This window comes from Pseudarthrobacter sp. CCNWLW207 (assembly GCF_037203945.1).
In the GTDB taxonomy this organism is placed as follows: domain Bacteria; phylum Actinomycetota; class Actinomycetes; order Actinomycetales; family Micrococcaceae; genus Arthrobacter.
The window spans coordinates 37594-54658 of sequence record NZ_JBBCBS010000009.1 but is presented as its reverse complement, the minus strand read 5'-3'; the positions used below and the strand labels follow the sequence as shown (position 1 = coordinate 54658).

At 64.7% G+C, this 17065-nt stretch carries 14 protein-coding genes; 11 read left to right on the top strand and 3 right to left on the bottom strand.

Annotated features, from left to right (window positions below; translation table 11 throughout):
• From leuD to V9L17_RS15860, 5 genes are all read left to right on the top strand, one after another.
• The gene (leuD, locus tag V9L17_RS15880) at positions 1 to 603 is read left to right on the top strand and encodes a 3-isopropylmalate dehydratase small subunit (protein ID WP_337348925.1); all 603 of its coding nucleotides are present in this window, start codon (positions 1 to 3) and stop codon (positions 601 to 603) included.
• Between the two features lie 153 nt (positions 604 to 756).
• Positions 757 to 2082: a UDP-N-acetylglucosamine 1-carboxyvinyltransferase gene (gene murA, locus V9L17_RS15875; RefSeq protein ID WP_337348924.1), complete on the top strand. Its 1326-nt coding sequence runs from the start codon at positions 757 to 759 to the stop codon at positions 2080 to 2082.
• A 10-nt stretch (positions 2083 to 2092) separates the two neighbouring features.
• A complete protein-coding gene (locus V9L17_RS15870) occupies positions 2093 to 2914 on the top strand; it encodes a lysophospholipid acyltransferase family protein (RefSeq protein ID WP_337348923.1) in 822 nt (273 codons plus the stop codon).
• Positions 2911 to 3963: an NAD(P)H-dependent glycerol-3-phosphate dehydrogenase gene (locus tag V9L17_RS15865; RefSeq protein ID WP_337352133.1), complete on the top strand. Its 1053-nt coding sequence runs from the start codon at positions 2911 to 2913 to the stop codon at positions 3961 to 3963. The genes V9L17_RS15870 and V9L17_RS15865 overlap by 4 nt, the downstream gene beginning before the upstream one ends.
• A gap of 2 nt (positions 3964 to 3965) precedes the next feature.
• Complete coding sequence (locus tag V9L17_RS15860) at positions 3966 to 5105, top strand: D-alanine--D-alanine ligase family protein (protein ID WP_337352132.1); 1140 nt, start codon at positions 3966 to 3968, stop codon at positions 5103 to 5105.
• Positions 5106 to 5194: 89 nt separating this feature from the next.
• On the opposite strand, the gene V9L17_RS15855 is transcribed toward V9L17_RS15860, so the two are convergent.
• A complete protein-coding gene (locus V9L17_RS15855; protein WP_337352131.1) occupies positions 5195 to 5728 on the bottom strand; it encodes a DUF3515 domain-containing protein in 534 nt (177 codons plus the stop codon).
• 153 nt (positions 5729 to 5881) lie between these two features.
• On the opposite strand from V9L17_RS15855, the gene V9L17_RS15850 reads away from it, so the two are divergent.
• From V9L17_RS15850 to rsmD, 6 genes are all read left to right on the top strand, one after another.
• Positions 5882 to 8470, top strand: coding sequence for a hypothetical protein (locus V9L17_RS15850; protein ID WP_337352130.1), 2589 nt, complete (start codon positions 5882 to 5884; stop codon positions 8468 to 8470).
• A 4-nt stretch (positions 8471 to 8474) separates the two neighbouring features.
• Entirely contained in the window at positions 8475 to 9851 is a 1377-nt protein-coding gene (locus V9L17_RS15845) for a hypothetical protein (RefSeq protein ID WP_337352129.1), read from the top strand.
• Between the two features lie 122 nt (positions 9852 to 9973).
• Complete coding sequence (locus tag V9L17_RS15840; RefSeq protein WP_337352187.1) at positions 9974 to 11029, top strand: thiamine-phosphate kinase; 1056 nt, start codon at positions 9974 to 9976, stop codon at positions 11027 to 11029.
• 22 nt (positions 11030 to 11051) lie between these two features.
• Positions 11052 to 12074 carry a DAK2 domain-containing protein gene (locus tag V9L17_RS15835; protein ID WP_337348917.1) on the top strand — a complete coding sequence of 341 codons (1023 nt, stop codon included), beginning with the start codon at positions 11052 to 11054 and terminating at the stop codon, positions 12072 to 12074.
• Entirely contained in the window at positions 12064 to 14331 is a 2268-nt protein-coding gene (locus tag V9L17_RS15830) for an ATP-dependent DNA helicase RecG (RefSeq protein WP_337352128.1), read from the top strand. The genes V9L17_RS15835 and V9L17_RS15830 overlap by 11 nt, the downstream gene beginning before the upstream one ends.
• A gap of 54 nt (positions 14332 to 14385) precedes the next feature.
• Positions 14386 to 15012, top strand: coding sequence for a 16S rRNA (guanine(966)-N(2))-methyltransferase RsmD (rsmD, locus tag V9L17_RS15825; protein ID WP_337352127.1), 627 nt, complete (start codon positions 14386 to 14388; stop codon positions 15010 to 15012).
• Between the two features lie 31 nt (positions 15013 to 15043).
• On the opposite strand, the gene V9L17_RS15820 is transcribed toward rsmD, so the two are convergent.
• Positions 15044 to 15832 (bottom strand): spermidine synthase, encoded by a 789-nt coding sequence (locus V9L17_RS15820; RefSeq protein WP_337352126.1) that lies wholly within the window; start codon positions 15830 to 15832, stop codon positions 15044 to 15046.
• Positions 15832 to 17061, bottom strand: a complete 1230-nt coding sequence (locus V9L17_RS15815; protein WP_337352125.1) for an aminotransferase class I/II-fold pyridoxal phosphate-dependent enzyme — start codon at positions 17059 to 17061, stop codon at positions 15832 to 15834. Before V9L17_RS15815 ends, V9L17_RS15820 begins: the two co-directional genes overlap by 1 nt.
• Positions 17062 to 17065: the final 4 nt, after the last annotated feature.

Here is a 17065-nt window from a genome sequence, read left to right as displayed (position 1 = left end):
ATGGAAAAGTTCACCACCCACACGGGCATCGGCGTCCCGCTGCGCCAAAGCAACGTTGACACGGACCAGATCATCCCTGCCGTCTACCTCAAGCGGATCACCCGCACCGGCTTCGAGGACGCGCTCTTCTCCGCCTGGCGCAAGGACCCTGCCTTCATCCTGAACCAGGCACCGTTCAACGCCGGTTCCGTACTGGTGGCCGGACCTGATTTCGGCACGGGCTCCTCCCGTGAACACGCCGTCTGGGCGCTGAAGGACTACGGCTTTAAGACCGTCCTGTCGTCACGGTTCGCGGACATCTTCCGGGGCAACTCCGGCAAGCAGGGGCTGTTGGCCGCTGAAGTGGCCCAGGACGACATCGAGCTCATTTGGAAAGAGCTCGAGAACGCACCGGGAACCGAAGTGACGGTTGACCTGGTTTCCAAGACTGTGATCTGCGGCAACATTGTGGCGCCGTTCGAGATCGACGACTACACACGGTGGCGTCTGCTCGAAGGCCTCGATGACATCGGCCTGACGCTGCAGCACGAAGAGGACATCACCGCCTACGAGGCCACCCGCCCCGCATTCATGCCGAAGACGCTCCCGGCCCGTCTGTCCTGAACAGCCGGACCGGCCAGCCGATAAGCCAGGCCAAGGAGGACGCCACACCCTGCCGGAGGCGTCCGCGCATTTCGGTTCGGTAACGCGACCTCCTATGCTTAGCTGGAGCCTTTGCAAGGACTTGGGGGCGAGTAATCGTAAGGAAACCGGTATATGAGTAGTGTTCTGACAATCCGCGGCGGAGTCCCGCTTACAGGCCGCGTCAGCGTCCGTGGGGCCAAGAATCTTGTTCCCAAGGCCATGGTGGCGGCGTTGCTGGGCAACGAACCCTCGGTGTTGCGGAACGTTCCGGAGATCAAGGACGTGGAGGTAGTCACCTCCCTCCTGCAGCTGCATGGCGTGACCGTGGTCAAGGACCCCGTCAACGGGGACCTGACGCTCGATCCCAAGGCGGCCAAGACCGCTCCCAGCACGGCCATTGATGCCCACGCCGGCGATTCTCGGATTCCCATCCTGCTGTGCGGACCGCTGATCCATGCGATCGGTGAGGCCTTCATTCCTGACCTGGGCGGTTGCAAAATCGGCGACAGGCCCATCGACTACCACCTCAATGTCCTGCGCCAGTTTGGCGCGGTCGTGGAAAAGCGCCCGGGCGGCATCCACATTTCGGCGCCCAAGGGCCTGCACGGTGCCAAGATCTCGCTGCCGTATCCGTCCGTTGGAGCCACCGAGCAGGTGCTGCTCAGCGCTACCCGCGCCGAGGGCATCACGGAGCTCTCAGGTGCGGCGACGGAACCCGAAATCATCGACCTCATCGCGGTGCTGCAGAAGATGGGCGCCATCATCAGCGTCCAGACTGACCGCACCATCCGCATCGAAGGCGTCCGAGACCTCGGAGGCTACAACCACCGTGCCCTCTCGGACCGCAACGAATCGGCGTCGTGGGCATCAGCCGCGCTCGTGACGCGGGGCGACATCTTTGTCGAAGGTGCTTCGCAGCGCGACATGATGACCTTCCTCAACACTTACCGGAAGGTGGGCGGCGGGATGGACATCGGCGAGGACGGCATCCGTTTCTACCACCGGGGAGGCAAGCTCAACCCGCTGGTCCTGGAAACGGACGTACATCCCGGCTTCATGACCGACTGGCAGCAGCCGCTGGTGGTGGCGCTCACCCAGGCCGAGGGCGTGTCGATTGTCCATGAGACGGTCTACGAGAACCGCTTCGGCTTCACGGACGCCCTCATCCGGATGGGTGCCAGCATCCAGGTGCACCGCGAATGCCTGGGCAGCGTGCCGTGCCGGTTCGGCCAGCGCAACTTCCTGCACTCAGCCGTTATCTCCGGACCCACCCAGCTCAAGGGAACCGACATTGACGTCCCTGACCTGCGCGGCGGCTTCAGCCACCTCATCGCAGCCTTGGCCGCTACCGGCACCTCCCGCGTGACCGGAATCGACATCATCAACCGCGGCTATGAGCGGTTCACGGAAAAGCTGGCAGGCCTCGGCGCAGATTTCGACATCACCACAGCAAAGTAGCGGGGGGCACGTGAAGGAAACGGCCAAGAGCCAGGCCACCTTTGTGGTCGTTGCCGGCATTGTCAGGCCGGTGATGAACCTGCTGATGAACAAGAAGTGGGAGGGCATTGAGAAGCTGCCCGCCGGCGGCTTCATCGCAGCACCCAACCACTGCACCGAAATCGATCCCCTCATCGTGGGCCACCTCCTCTATAACAACAAGAGGGCGCCCCACTTCCTCGCCAAGGCCGGACTGTTCAAGGTGCCGGTGCTGGGCTGGGTCCTGCGGGCCACGAAGCAGGTCCCGGTGGAACGCTCGACGGCGGGAGCCAACCGCTCCTTGCAGGTCGCCCAGGAGATCGTCGCCGAGGGCGGCGCGATCATCATCTACCCTGAGGGAACCTTAACCAGGGACCCTGACCTGTGGCCGATGAAAGGGCACACCGGCGCGGCCAGGCTGGCGCTCGAGGGCGGCATTCCAGTGGTGCCGATCGCCCACTGGGGCGCCCACGAGGTCTTCCCCCGCTATGCCAAGCGGTTCCACATGTTCCCCCGCAGGACCTCCACGGTTGTTGTGGGCGATCCGGTGGACCTCAGCCCCTACACGGGCCGTCCGCTGGACAAGGCCACCCTGACGGCGGCCACCGAGGCAATCATGGACGCCGTGACAGCTTTGCTGGCTGGCATCCGCAACGAAGAGCCGCCCGTCGAGCGGTGGGATCCCGCCAAGCACAAGCAAGCGAAACACGGGCGGTTTGTGGAGCGGGGACCACGGGCCGCAGGTGCCGGCCCTGCCGCTGGAACCGCAGATGCGGCCGGAACGTCGGCTGGCGACGAGGCGGACGCCCTGTGACCGGTGACGGGCGCCGCCCCGGCTCAGCCCGCTCGGTTGCGGTCCTCGGGGCCGGTTCCTGGGGAACCACCTTTGCCAAGATCCTGGCCGACGCCGCCACGGCCGCGGGCGACGAACGGCAGATCCGGGTCTGGGGCAGGCGCGGGGAAGTCGTGGAGCAAATCAACGGCATACACCGAAACATCCAGTACCTGAAAGACATCGCCCTGCCGGAGACCATCACCGCCTCCACGGATGTGGGCGAGGTCCTGGCAGGAGCGGACCTGGTGGTCCTGGCCGTACCTGCGCAGTCCCTGCGGCTTCAACTGCGCGAATGGAAGCCACTGATCGACCATCAGGCCATTGTGGTTTCCCTGATGAAGGGGCTCGAGCTCGACACCGACGCCCGGATGAGCGAAGTCATCAGCCAGGAACTCGGCATCCCGGCGGACCGCATCGCTGTGGTGTCGGGTCCGAACCTGGCCATGGAAATCGCCCGCGAGGAGCCAACGGCGTCAGTTGTCGCGTGCAGTGATTCCGCTGCTGCCGGGTGGATCGCTCGCAGCTGCACGGCGCCCTACTTCCGCCCGTACACCACCGCCGACGTCGTGGGCGTGGAAATCGGTGGCATCGTCAAGAACGTCATCGCGCTGGCTGTCGGTATCTGCGAGGGTAAGCAGATGGGGGACAACACCAAGGCTTCCGTGATCACCCGGGGTCTGGCTGAAACCTCACGGCTGGCCCTCGCCCTCGGCGGCGAGGCCCAGACCATGGCCGGCCTCGCAGGGCTGGGCGACCTGGTGGCCACGTGCTCCTCGCCGTTGTCCCGGAACCACACAGCGGGCCGCCTGCTGGGGGAGGGCCTGACGCTGGACGAGGTTGCCCAGAAAATGACCCAGACTGCCGAAGGGATCAAGTCCGGCCAGGCCGTGCACGAATTGGCAGGAAAGCTCGGCGTCGACATGCCCATTACCGCAGCCGTTGTAGCTGTCCTGGCCGGCAAACTGTCCGTTGACCAACTGGGGCCGCTTCTGCTGGCCCGGGAACTGAAACCTGAAGGCGATTACTGACCATGTCCGAAGACAACCTGAAAGCGGCCCCTTCCGCCAAACCGCGGGTGGCCGTGCTGTTTGGCGGCCGGTCCAGCGAACATGCAGTGAGCTGTGTGACCGCTGCCGGAGTGCTTGCCGCCATCAACAAAGACAAATACGAGGTCATCCCCATCGGCATCGCCAAATCGGGGCAGTGGGTCCTTGCCTCGGGGGACACCGCCCAGTGGTCACTGTCGGCGTCGTCGCTGCCGGAAGTTCCGCCGTCGACCGAAACGGTGACGCTCGCCGAGATCGGCGGCGAGCACCAGCTGATCGTCGCCGCACCCAACGAAGTTCCGCAGGAACTGGGGACGGTCGACGTCGTATTTCCACTGCTGCACGGTCCGTTCGGTGAGGACGGCACCATCCAGGGACTCCTGGAACTGTCCGACACCCGCTACGTCGGCGCCGGGGTCCTCGCCTCAGCCGTGGGCATGGACAAGCACTACATGAAGGTGGTCTTTGAGGCGGCCGGCCTCCACGTCGGACCCTACATCGCTGTTACCGACCGGCAATGGCTCAAGGACGCCGAGTCAGTCCGCAAGCAGGTGGACCGCCTCGGGTTCCCGGTCTTCGTCAAGCCCGCGCGGGCCGGATCCTCCATGGGAATTTCCAAGGTGGACTCATTGGAGGGGCTGGACGCCGCCGTCGAGGAAGCCCGCCGCCATGACCTCAAGCTGGTCATCGAAGCCGGCATAGTAGGCCGCGAAATCGAATGCGCCGTCCTGGAAGGGCGCGGGACAGCAGCGCCGCGGACTTCCATGCCTGGTGAGATCTCCGTGGCCGGCGGCACCCACGAGTTCTACGACTTCAACGCCAAGTATGTCGAGGATGACGCCGCTGCACTCAGCTGCCCGGCGGACATCCCGGAGGAAGCAATCGCCCGCGTTCGAGAGCTGGCAGCTGCGGCGTTTGATGCCGTGGGAGCCGAAGGACTGAGTCGGGTTGATTTCTTCTACACCCCTGAGGGTGAGCTGATCATCAACGAAATCAACACCATGCCCGGCTTTACACCGAAGAGCATGTACCCCCAGATGTGGGCGGCTTCGGGCCTGGACTATGCAGAGCTCATTGACGAACTCATTTACTTGGCACTGAACCGGAAGACCGGCCTGCGCTAGTCCCCACCGGCACCCTAACCTCGCTCCGCTTCGGCCAGGGAACCCTGCCGGCGTGGGCCCACCACCGGGACGCTAACCTCGCATGCACACTACTGGGTGGACGGCAGGTTCTTCAGCTCTTCCTGCCCGACGCAGTTCCGTGTGGCGGGGATCTTTGCCGCCGCGGCCGACAAGTCAGCAAGGACTGTCGCGGAACTAACGGCCTCCTGATCCTTGGTCAGGAGGATTTCGGTGGCTGGTTCGCGGCCGAAGGTAGTCAGGGTCCACGCGGTGTCGCCCTCCTTGATGACCCAATCCACGCCGTTGACGCTGACGCAGCGGTCCGTCGTCGGTCCCGGAACGTTGACGCCACAACGCAGGATCACTTGCGAGGGGTCGCCCCACGCAGCGGTTGCCTGGCTGTTGGTTTTCCGCAGGCCCGCGTCCCCGATGGCATCAGGCAGTGCCACCATCATGGGCGCGCAGGCGGGGTTGGCTGCGTCCTGCGCCGCGGTAACATCCACTACCGGGGAACAAGCCACCAGGCAGAGTCCCACAGCGAGAACGGCCACTACTGCACCGGAAGCCCTGCTGTACGCCGTCGGGATGGGCATGGCTGGTGCGGGTAAAGGGGCGGGGCGCATCAACCCATCATCTCCATTTACCGTTTGCTGCGCCAATCCTTGGATTCGCCTAATCAAAGGCTTGGATCAGTTTTTGCGCAGGTATCCCCGCGATGCCCGCGGTTCCCCTAGGATGACTGCATCACTTCTGGTCTCACCCCTAAGCGAGCACTCTTGAATATTCTGCGTCGGACGGCCCTGGCCGTGTCCGTTATCGTGCTGTCGTCAGCCCTTCCCCAGTTCGCCTTTGCGGCGCCGGCTGATCTATCCGTGCCGGCGGGCGTTTCCGCCGTGGCGGATCCGGGTCCTGTGCCGGTGGACGACTTCGTCCGCCCCGACGTTCCTCCACGGCACATCGAATCGGAATACACGTATGTTGACCAGCCGCTGGCGGGGACCATCAAGACCACCCTCGTGACGGTGAAGCTTGCCGACAAAACGGTAGAGGAGACCAACGCTGCCGTTCCCATGGCGGCCGCCCAGGCTTCCCTGAGTGCGGCAAGCGCGTACTGGTCAACGCAGACTGTGGGCAGGGTGAACATGTCGCTGATCAAGGCCGAGACGGCCCGGCCGTCGGCGGCGCGATCCACCCAGTCGCCCAACGAAATCGTTGACATCGTCTCGCGCGAGCTGGGATGGACGCAGACGTCCTACACCGCGCTGGTGATGTACATTCCGGGCGCCTATCTGACCAATGGCGCCGCCGGCATGGCTTTCAGCAACGGCTCCGTGGGCGGCCGGATCATCATGCCCCAGAACGGCAGGCTCAGCACGCCGGTCCTGACACATGAATTCGGACACGCTCTGGGGCTTGACCACGCGAACAGCCTCCAGTGCGGCAGCGGGATCTCCGACGTCGCCCCGGGACCGTACGGGGGATTCGCGGATTCGTCATGCAGCATCAAAACCTATGGCGACAACCTGGATGTCATGGGCATCTCGCACTACGACTTCATGCCGGCCATAGGTGCCCCGTTCTGGGAGATGGGACGCTTCGGCAACGGCAACGAGATTGCCGACGCCGGCACTGTCACCGCAACAAAGTCACTGACGCTTAAGCCGTGGGCCGGCACGGGTGCAGCCCGCGCCGCAAAGTTCACAGACCCGAAATCGGGCGAGGTCTACTACCTGGAACTGAGGGCACCCGTCGGATACGACGTGGGCAAGGCCATTGGCGGGAACCGGGGCGTGAAGATCTCGCAGCAGGGTTCGGGAAACTCGTCCATATTGCTGCCTCCTTCGACTTTTCCCATCAGCGGCAACTACAGCTCCACCCAGGCGTGGCAGGCCGGCGCAACCTTCAAGACCCATGCGGGGACGAAGGTGACCATAGATTCGGTGAGTGACACCTCCGCGACCGTGACGCTTCGTCCTCCGGGCGCGCCGGGTATCGGCGCTATCGATGCCGTAGAACTGCAGCGTGACAGCTCGGCGGTGAAACTGGTGGTGCGGGGCTGGGCATACGATGGCGCCAAACCAGCGGAATCAAGCGACGTGCACGTCTACCTGAAGACACCTGACGGAGTGGAGCGCAGCTACGCAGTGCCGGCGAACCAGCCGCGGCCGGACGTTAACAGCGTGATGCAGGTGACCGGTCAGCACGGTTACTCCAAGACTTTTGACGTCACCGCAGCCGGGCCGTACCGGGTGTGCGTGTACGCAATGGGAAGCGTCGAAAACACATACCTTGGCTGCAGGACGGTGACAGCGGAAGCGTCGCCGCCGCCGCTGGGTGTGCTTGACTCATTCAGCTACGCCGTGGAATCCGGAAAGGGTGTTCTCAAGGCTCGGGGCTGGGCTTTCGATGCCGGCGCTTCCTCTGCCAGCATCCCCGTGCATATTTATCTCAGCGGCCCCAGCGGCCAGAGTGCCCACGCCCTGACTGCGAACGGCTCCCGCCCGGACGTCAACTCCGTGTTTTCGATTTCCGGAGCCCATGGATTCAGCCTGAGCACGCCGGTGACACAGGGCGGCCGTTATACCGCGTGTGCCTATGGCCTCTTTGTCGCCCCGCTCTCGCAAGGCAACAGCTTCCTTGGTTGCAAGGAAATCCTGTTGCCGGCGACTCCAGCGCCTGCCGGATTTGTGGATAGCGTCTCCCTGCGCAAAGTTGACACGAAAGCCTACCTGTCGGTCTCCGGGTGGACGGCAGACCTTGGCTCCCCACTGGCCTCCATCCCAGTGCATGTCTACGTCACGTCACCCGATGGAAGCGTCAAAGGCCAGGCATTCACCGCCGACCGGCCGCGCGCTGATATAAACAGTGCGCTCGGCATCACTGGCAACCACGGTTTCGAGCCATCGGTGGAGATCCAGGGAGCCGGCACCTACAGGGTCTGTGCCTACGGGATACCGGTCAGCCCACTGGCGGAGGGCAACAGCCTCCTGGGGTGCCGGAGCATTAACGTGCCGGCCACGCCTGCGCCCGTGGGGTCCTTCGATTCGCTCGTCGTTGAGTCCGGGGCTGCCGGGTCGGTGCTGGTGTCCAAGGGCTGGGCCTATGACCCGGCCTTCACCTCGGCCAGTATCCCCGTGCATGCATACCTCACGGCGCCAGACGGGGCGGTGAGTGCTGTCGCCTTCACCGCGGATGTGCCCCGCCCCGACGTTAACAAAGTGATGGGCATACCGGGAAACCACGGATACACCGTTTCGGTCCCCCTTGCACAACGTGGCAAATACACCCTCTGCACCTGGGGACTGGCCGTGTCATCCCTCTCTGCTGGAGTAACACAGCTGGGCTGCAGGGCGATAAACTACTGACCAAATGACTAAAATTATCGACGTCGGTTCTCCTCGAAGAATGGTGCCCCAGGAGACGAGGACGGCTCACCCGGCGGTCAAAATTGGCATCAGGGTGTTGGTAAATGCAGTGGCCGTGGCGGTCCTCGGGCTGTTGACTTGGGGAAGGCTTCCGCCCCTGGCCCGCCAGACCGTCTGGGCTGAGGACGGCGGAGTATTCCTCCGCGACGTACTCAGCAATGGACACTTGAGGAGCATCCCGCTTCCGTACGACGGGTACCTCCATGTCATCCCGCGCACGCTGGCAAGCCTGGCCCACGCCGTCGTGCCGCTCCAGGGCTATGCGTTGGCCATGTCGCTCCTGAGCTGCCTGGCTGTTGCGGCCATTTCCGTAGCGGTTTTCCACCTGTCACGTTCGGTTGCAGAGTCCGTTCCCGTGCGGGTCATGATCGCAGCGATCCCTGTACTGCTGCCGATCGGGCCGCAGGAAGTACTGGGGAATGCAGCGAACCTCCACTGGTACCTCCTCTGGCTGATGCCTTGGCTGCTGCTTTACAGGCCCAAGTCGCGTCCGGCAGGGGTAGCGATGTTTGTTGGCGCCTTCCTTACGGCGGCCAGCGAGATCATCACCGGTATGTTCTTGCCGCTGGCCGTCTGGGCTGCGTTCCGGCGTCGCAATTTTGCAGCCCCCGCAGGTCTGGTGCTGGGGGCCGGATTGCAAGTCCTGGCCACCTTGACCAAGCCGCGTTTCAGTGGTGCAGCCCCTTCCGATGCCGTGGATGTCATTTCAGTATTTCTAGGGTTCGGGCTGTTGCCGATCGGTTCCATCTGGCACGCGGACAGCCGGACCCTGGCGTCGAACATTGTCTCGTACGGGGGGTGGGCGCTCTTCATTCCCTGCCTGCTGGTTGTTGCCCTTCTCACGTACACTCTCTTTGCCGGCGGCCGCGGGCTGAAACTCACAGCACTCGGCGCCCTGGGAGCTTCGGTGCTGTGCTGGGTGGCGTCCGTCGTGCTGAGCGGTAACACCATGTTTAACTACGCCACGTACACCGAGGCTGACTGGGCCACAGGGTTCGGCTATATCCGCTATGCGGCGGCGCCGGCGATGTTCCTCCTCCTGCTGGTGCCATTGGCTGTCGCAGCTGCCCTTGCGAAGGGACATGTCAACCGGAGGGCTGCCTTCGCGGTCACCGGGATGTTCCTTGCTTTCCTCTTGGTCAGCTACCTGCCAGCGTCCACCGTGCGTCAGGCCGGCCCCTCCTGGTCAGCGGGCGTCAGCGACGCCCGGGTGGCCTGCGAGGCTGATCCCAGCCTTGCCACTGGGACTGTGCTGATAGCGCCCGTGACGTGGAAGTTTGCCCAGGTCCAGATTCCCTGCAGCGAGCTCCGTTCTCCGTGAGGAGTGCGGAGCGCAAGCTGGCACCGGCAACGAATGTCGGTGCTGCGCTGTAGCGTAGTGGCGTGCCTGTAAATGCTGTGCCTGGGAATGCCCCCACCGAAAAAGCCCTGCCTGAAAAGGCACTGCCCGAAGAAGCTGCGCCTCAGAAAGCCGCCCCTGGAAAGGCCGTGACTGTCGCGGAACTGTCCGAGTCCGATCTTCTGACCCGGATATTCCCCCGGCTGGCGATGGACAGCCGCCATGCCGCTGCCACGCTGCTGGGTCCGGGGGACGACGCCGCGATCGTTGCCGCCCCGGACGGCCGGACGGTCATCAGTATCGACACACAGGTGCAGGACCAGGACTTCCGGCTTCAGTGGCCCAACGGGTACCGCACCACCGGCTTTGACGTGGGCTGGAAGGCTGCTGCCCAGAACCTCAGCGATATCAATGCCATGGGCGCCACCGCAACGTCCATGGTGGTCAGCCTCACCCTTCCGCGGGACACCCCGGTCAGTTGGGTGGAGGATCTTGCCGATGGCCTGGCAGCCGGAATCCGGAAGCTGGGCGCTGACTCCTGTTCTGTTGCCGGCGGTGACCTCGGGCGTGGCCGGGAGATTTCGGTCAGCGTCGCTGTGCTGGGCACCCTGAGCGGCGGATCGCCGGTGCTGAGATCTGGAGCCTGCCCCGGCGATGTGCTGGCACTTGCCGGTACGGTGGGGCGGGCGGCGGCTGGGCTAGCCCTCCTGGAGTCGGACGCAGGCATAGAGTCACTGACTCCGGAACAGCGCAAACTGGTGGCACTTCAGTGCCGGCCGGGGCCTCCTCTTGCCGCAGGTCCGCTGGCACGGTCAGGCGGCGCAACGGCGATGCTGGATATCTCCGATGGGCTCCTCCGGGACGGGGCCCGCCTCGCCCGCTCCAGCGGCGTCGTCCTGGACCTGGATCCGCAGGCGCTTCGGCAACTGTCCGAAGGGCTGGAACCGGCGTCGGACCTTCTCAATGCCGACCCCATGGAGTGGGTGCTGGCCGGAGGAGAAGACCACGGACTCCTGGCCACATTCCCTCCCGGCGTTCAGGTGCCTCCCGGATTCACTGCGATAGGCTCAGTACAAGCCTTGGGAGAAAGCGAAAGCCCGGGCATCAAAATTGCAGGCCACGCCGCGGACACCGGGGGATGGGATCACTTTGCACACTAAGGTTGCCGCCAACGCGCAAGCGATGAAGCGGTGGTTGGGCAAGGCTGAAACGGCTCTTGGCAACCACAGCGACCGCCTTAACGCCATCAATATCTTCCCCGTGGCGGACGGTGATACCGGCACCAACCTCTATCTCACAGTCCGGGCGGCCTCCCGCGCGCTCCAAGGCGTCGGGCCGGGCAACGGCAGCACCAGCCTGGATTCCCGGCAGCCCGACGCCGGACAGGCGGACGTCGGAGCTGTCCTGGCAATGGCCGGACAGGCGGCCTTGGAGCAGGCAAGGGGCAATTCGGGCACACTCTTTTCCGTCTTTCTCTGCGCAGCCGCGGAGCCGCTGGCCGGCCACACCAGGCTGACGTCCACCCTGCTTGCCGCCGCCCTCAACCGGGCACAGATCAGGGCCTGGTCAGCATTAAGCGACCCCGTCCCCGGGACCATGCTCTCAGTTATGGAAGCTGCCGCCCGTGCTGCTGCCGCGGTGGATGCCGGTCAAAACGGCGATGACAGCAACCACGCTCTTGGCTTGTCGCTGGACGCCGCGGTTGAGGGCGCCCTGGCGGCAGTTATCCGCACGGAGGACCAGCTGGACGCCCTGCAGGCGGCGCACGTCGTGGACGCCGGCGGTGTGGGAATGCTCCTCATCCTGGATTGCCTCCGATCCGCCGTCCTGGGGGAGGAACTGCAAAGCGAGCTCCTCGACGGGCTGCACGGCTACGACGTCCAGGACCCTCATATTCACACCAGCATGCCTGACGACGACGGCGTGGAAGTCATGTGCACCATCAGCCTCTCGCCGCTCAACGCGGCCACCCTGCGGCAGCGGCTCGATGAGATCGGCGAGTCCGTAATCATGAGCCAGGTGGGTTCTTCGGCTGAGGCTGACGGCAATTACCGCTGGCGCGTCCACGTCCACGTACCGGATGCAGAACTGGCCGTCCGGCTCATCCGTTCCTTGGGGGATCCCACGCAGATCACGGTCAGCGAGCTCGCCCTGCCGAGAGACCCCGACACCGACCCGGTGAACTCCAGTGGGCATGAACGCTGAATTCGACTTTGACCTAGGACGCCTCGTCGGCAGACGCTCCGCCGGCGTCATTGAGAAACACCTTGGCCTGACTACCGTCGGTGCCTTGCTGAACTACTTTCCCCGGCGGTACCTGGACCGGGGCGAGCTGACCCCTATCAGCGAGGTTCCCCTGGATGAGGACGTCACTCTGATAGCCCGGGTGGTGTCCAACAGCACCCGTTCCATGAAGGCACGCCGCGGCACCATTACCGACGTCGTGATTTCCGATGACGACGGAACGCCGGGGCTCCGGCTGGTCGGGGGCAGCGATTACCGCGGCAAAGTCCCCGGCACGCTCAAAGTCAGCTTCTTCAACGGTTACCGCGCCAAGGCTGAACTGCTGCTGGGGCGGCGGGCACTGTTCTCCGGCAAAGTCACTCGCTATGGTGGCTTGTTGGGGCTCACGAATCCCGATTTCCTTTTGCTGGACGAGGACCCCTTCACGCAGGGGAAGGACCCGGAGTCGCTGGCCCTGATGCCCATTCCGGTCTATCCGGCTACGGGCAAACTCACCAGCTGGGCCATCCAGAAAGTTGTGCGGGCATTGCTCGAAACGGCCGACCTCGACGCGCTGCCGGACCCAATTCCGCCTGCTGTTGCGGCACGGGAAAAGTTCCTGCCGGTCGCTGAGGCATACCGGCTGATCCACGCACCGGAATCCACGGCGGACTGGCAGCGTGCCCGGGATCGGTTCCGCTACCAGGAAGCGCTGGTCCTGCAGTCGGCATTGGCCAGGCGCCGGGCCCAGTTGGCCGCCGAAGAGGCCACCGCCCGGCGTCCTGTCCCGGACGGCCTGCTCGCTGCCTTCGACCGGCAACTCCCGTTTACCCTGACTGCCGGCCAGGCCTCCATCGGCAAGACACTCTCCACTGAACTTGCCCAGGACGGCCCCATGAACAGGCTCCTGCAGGGCGAGGTGGGTTCGGGCAAGACCGTCGTTGCACTCCGGGCCATGCTGCAGGTGGTCGACGCCGGAGGCCAGGCAGCACTCCTCGCCCCCACCGAAGTCCTCGCCGCCCAGCACTTCGAATCGATCAGGCGCACCTTGGGCTCGCTGTCCCGGGACGGGCTTCTTGGCGGATTGGGCAACGACGCCGTCCAGGTAACGCTCCTGACTGGATCCATGCCCACTGCGGCCCGCAAGCAGGCCATGCTGGACGCCGCTTCCGGTACGGCCGGGATCGTCATAGGCACCCACGCCCTGCTCAGCGGAAACGTGTCCTTCTATGATCTCGGCCTGATCGTGGTGGACGAGCAGCACCGGTTCGGCGTCGAGCAACGGGATGCCTTGCGGGCGAAGGCAAGCAAACCGCCCCACCTGCTGGTCATGACAGCCACCCCCATTCCCCGAACCGTGGCCATGACAGTTTTTGGGGACCTTGAAACGTCTGTGCTTGATGAGCTGCCCGCGGGCCGGGCCCCCATCTCCACCCACGTGGTGGGCCTGGCCGAGAACCCGGGCTGGGTAGGCCGCATTTGGTCCCGGTCGCGGGAGGAGATCGACGCCGGGCACCAGGTTTATGTTGTCTGCCCCAAAATCGGGACTGACGACGACGGCGACTTCAGTCCCGGAGAAGCGGAACCAACGGCGGCGGACCTGGAAGAGGGCGGCGCGGCGCGCGAGCTCGCGTCGGTGACGTCCGTCGTCGAGCAGCTCCAGCAGGAGCCGGCCTTGGCTGGCGTGCCCTTGGCTCCGCTTCACGGGCGCCAGGACCCTGGGGTGAAGTCGGCGGCCATGGCTGATTTCACGGCCAACCGGACCAAGCTTTTGGTCTCCACCACAGTCATCGAGGTGGGCGTCGATGTCCACAATGCGACCCTCATGGTGATCCTCGACGCCGACCGTTTCGGTATTTCCCAACTCCACCAGCTCCGTGGGCGTGTGGGCCGCGGCGGGCATCCCGGCACGTGCCTCCTGGTGACGGCCCTGGAGCCCGGCCATCCAAGCCGTCGCCGGCTGGACGCAGTGGCCGCCACCACTGATGGTTTTGAACTCTCCCAGGAAGACTTGAAGCTGAGGCGTGAAGGGGACATCCTTGGCGCCTCACAGTCAGGTGTCCGGTCCACGCTGAAACTCCTCAGAGTGCTGGAGCATGAGGACGTCATAGCAAAGGCACGGGAGGACGCCCAGAAGATCGTGGGTTCGGATCCGTCCCTTCAGCAGCATCCGCAGCTGGCGCACGCCATCGATGGATACCTCAATCCCGAAAAGGAGGCGTTCCTTGAACGCGGATAACGCGGATAACGCGGCGACAGCCGGCACGGCGGCGCGGAACAGGAAGTGCCCGGCATGAGCAGGATCATCGCGGGAGCTGCCGGTGGCACGCCCTTGGTCAGTGTTCCCGGGTCACTGACCAGGCCCACGACGGACCGGGTCAAGGAAGCCCTGTTTTCACGGCTGGATGCCTTCGATGTCATCTCCGGCGCGCGGGTCCTTGACCTGTACGCCGGCTCAGGGTCGCTCGGTGTGGAGAGCGGCAGCAGGGGCGCCGGAACCGTTGACCTTGTCGAATTCGATGCCAAGGCAAGCGGCGTGTGCCAGCGCAACGCGGACCTGGTCAACGGCGTCGTGGGGCGCAAAGTCGTCACCGTGCACCGCTCCAGGGTGGAGTCGTTCCTGGAGCGCGCCACACTTGACGACAACTGGGACCTGGTCTTCCTGGATCCGCCCTACCCGCTGGACGAGCCGGCCCTGTCCGCCGTGCTGGCCAAGCTTAATCCGCACCTTGCGCCGGCCGCCGTTGTGGTGGTCGAACGCTCGTCGCGGTCGCCGGAACCAGGTTGGCCGGTGGGAATGGAACGTTTTGCCGAGAAGAAGTACGGGGAGACGCGCCTCTGGTTCGCGGAGCCCTCGGTTCCGGACGCGATTCAGGTCGAGGAAGAACTTGACGAGCACGCAGACGCTGGCGGCAATTGAACGCCGGTGGTCAAAGTCCGGTCACTGAAACTCAGCCTGCGAGGCCGTCCAGTTCAACGCCCGCCAGCACTTTGGCCGGGTGAGGTCCCCGCGCCGTCAGTTCCACGGACCAGTTCCGGGGCCATGGGAATTGTGTGCCGGCGAGGATGATGTTGCCCGGGTAGCGGCCAGCGAACATCCCGGCCTCGGCGAAGGCCGCGACATCCTCCATTGCCCGGCGAAGGGCAGCGGCCTGGCTGCGCACCAGGGTGAGTCCGGGTTCGTCCCCCACGTTGACGATCAGCAGGCCGTTTGCTGTGAGCCGTGCGCGGGCCTCCTCGTAGAACCCGGTACAGGCGATGTGCTCCGGGGCGTCCGGTCCGGAGAAAATATCCAGGATAATGACGTCGAACCGCAGCTCCGGCGCCAGTCCGGCCAGGGCGTCACGGGCGTCGCCGATCACAGGATGCAGGTCCGTCCCGTCCGGCAGCGGCAGCTGTTGAAGGACGAAATCCAGCAGCTCGCGCTCCAATTCAACGGCATACTGGACGGATCCTGGCCTTGTGGCCTGGATGTAGCGGGCCAGGGTCAGGGCGCCGGCCCCAAGATGGAGCGCCCTGATCGGCTGCCCCTCCGGAGCTGCCAGATCCACCAGGTGGCCGATCCGGCGTAAGTACTCGTAGAAGATTTCCTCGGGATGGTCCACATTGACATGGGACTGCTCGGCACCGCCAATGCTCAGGATGTATGCGCCATCGATGAGGTGGTCGGCTTCGATGGAGGCATGTTGACCCGTGGTTCGCAGGAACCTGGTGGCCGCATGCCGGCCGTGCGCCGGCATCAGAGCATTCCGCTGAGGCCGGCCAGCCGTGCCGCGGCCTCTTCCAGGACTTCCACTTTCTTGCAGAAGGCGAATCGGAGCAGGCTGCGTGTCCGTTCAGCGCCGTCGGGGTGGCAGAAGACTGGCACCGGGATTGCCGCCACTCCTACGAGTGCGGGAAGCCGGCGCGCAAGGTCCACCGAGTCTTTGATGCCCAGCGGGGCGGTGTCCACGTTCACGAAGTACGTGCCCTGCGGGGTGAAGACTTCGAAACCGGCCGCACGGAGCCCCTCACTGAGGATGTCGCGCTTGTGACGCAGCGTGGCAGAAACTCCGGCGTAGAAATCATCCGGAAGGGCCAGTGCCGTTGCGATCGCCGCCTGGAACGGCGTCCCCGAGCTGTACGTCAGGAACTGTTTCACAGTACGGACGGCGGACACCAGACGCTCCGGTCCGGTCAGCCAGCCGATTTTCCACCCAGTAAACGAGAAAGTCTTGCCTGCGGAGGAGATGGTCAACGTCCGCTCCGCAGCCCCGGGCAGTGTGGCCACCGGAATGTGGCTCACGCCAAACGTCAGGTGCTCGTACACCTCATCGGTGATGATCAGGCAGTCATGCTTCGTGGCAAGATCGACGACCCGCTGAAGCACCTCCAGCGGGAATACGGCACCCGTGGGATTGTGCGGATTGTTGAGCAGCACCACACGCGTGCGGTGGCTGAAGGCCGCTTCGAGGGCGGCCATATCCGGGAGGAAGTCAGGGGCGAGCAACGGAGCAGTCACGTGGGTGGCCCCGGACAGCCCGATCACGGCGCCGTACGAGTCATAGAAGGGCTCGAACGTCAGCACCTCGTCGCCCGGACCGGTCAGGGCCAGCAACGAAGCGGCAATGCCCTCGGTGGCTCCTGTCGTGACGATGACCTCCGTCTGAGGGTCCGGGGCCAAGCCGTAAAACCGTTCCTGGTGGGACGCGACGGCCTCACGAAGTTCAACGGTGCCCTTCCCCGGAGCATACTGGTTTGCGCCGGCGCCGATGGCTGCCTGGGCGGCAGCCCGGATCTCCGCCGGCCCGTCCTCGTCCGGGAACCCCTGGCCCAGGTTTATCGCGCCGGTCTGCAGGGCGAGCGTGGTCATCTCTTCAAAGATGGTGACCCCCAGCTTGCCGTCCTGTCCGAGCAAGTTGGCCCCGAGGGCTGCGCGCTGCCACGGGGCAGGTGCAGTGGGTATAAAAAGGTCCCGTGGTGGATGCATTCAG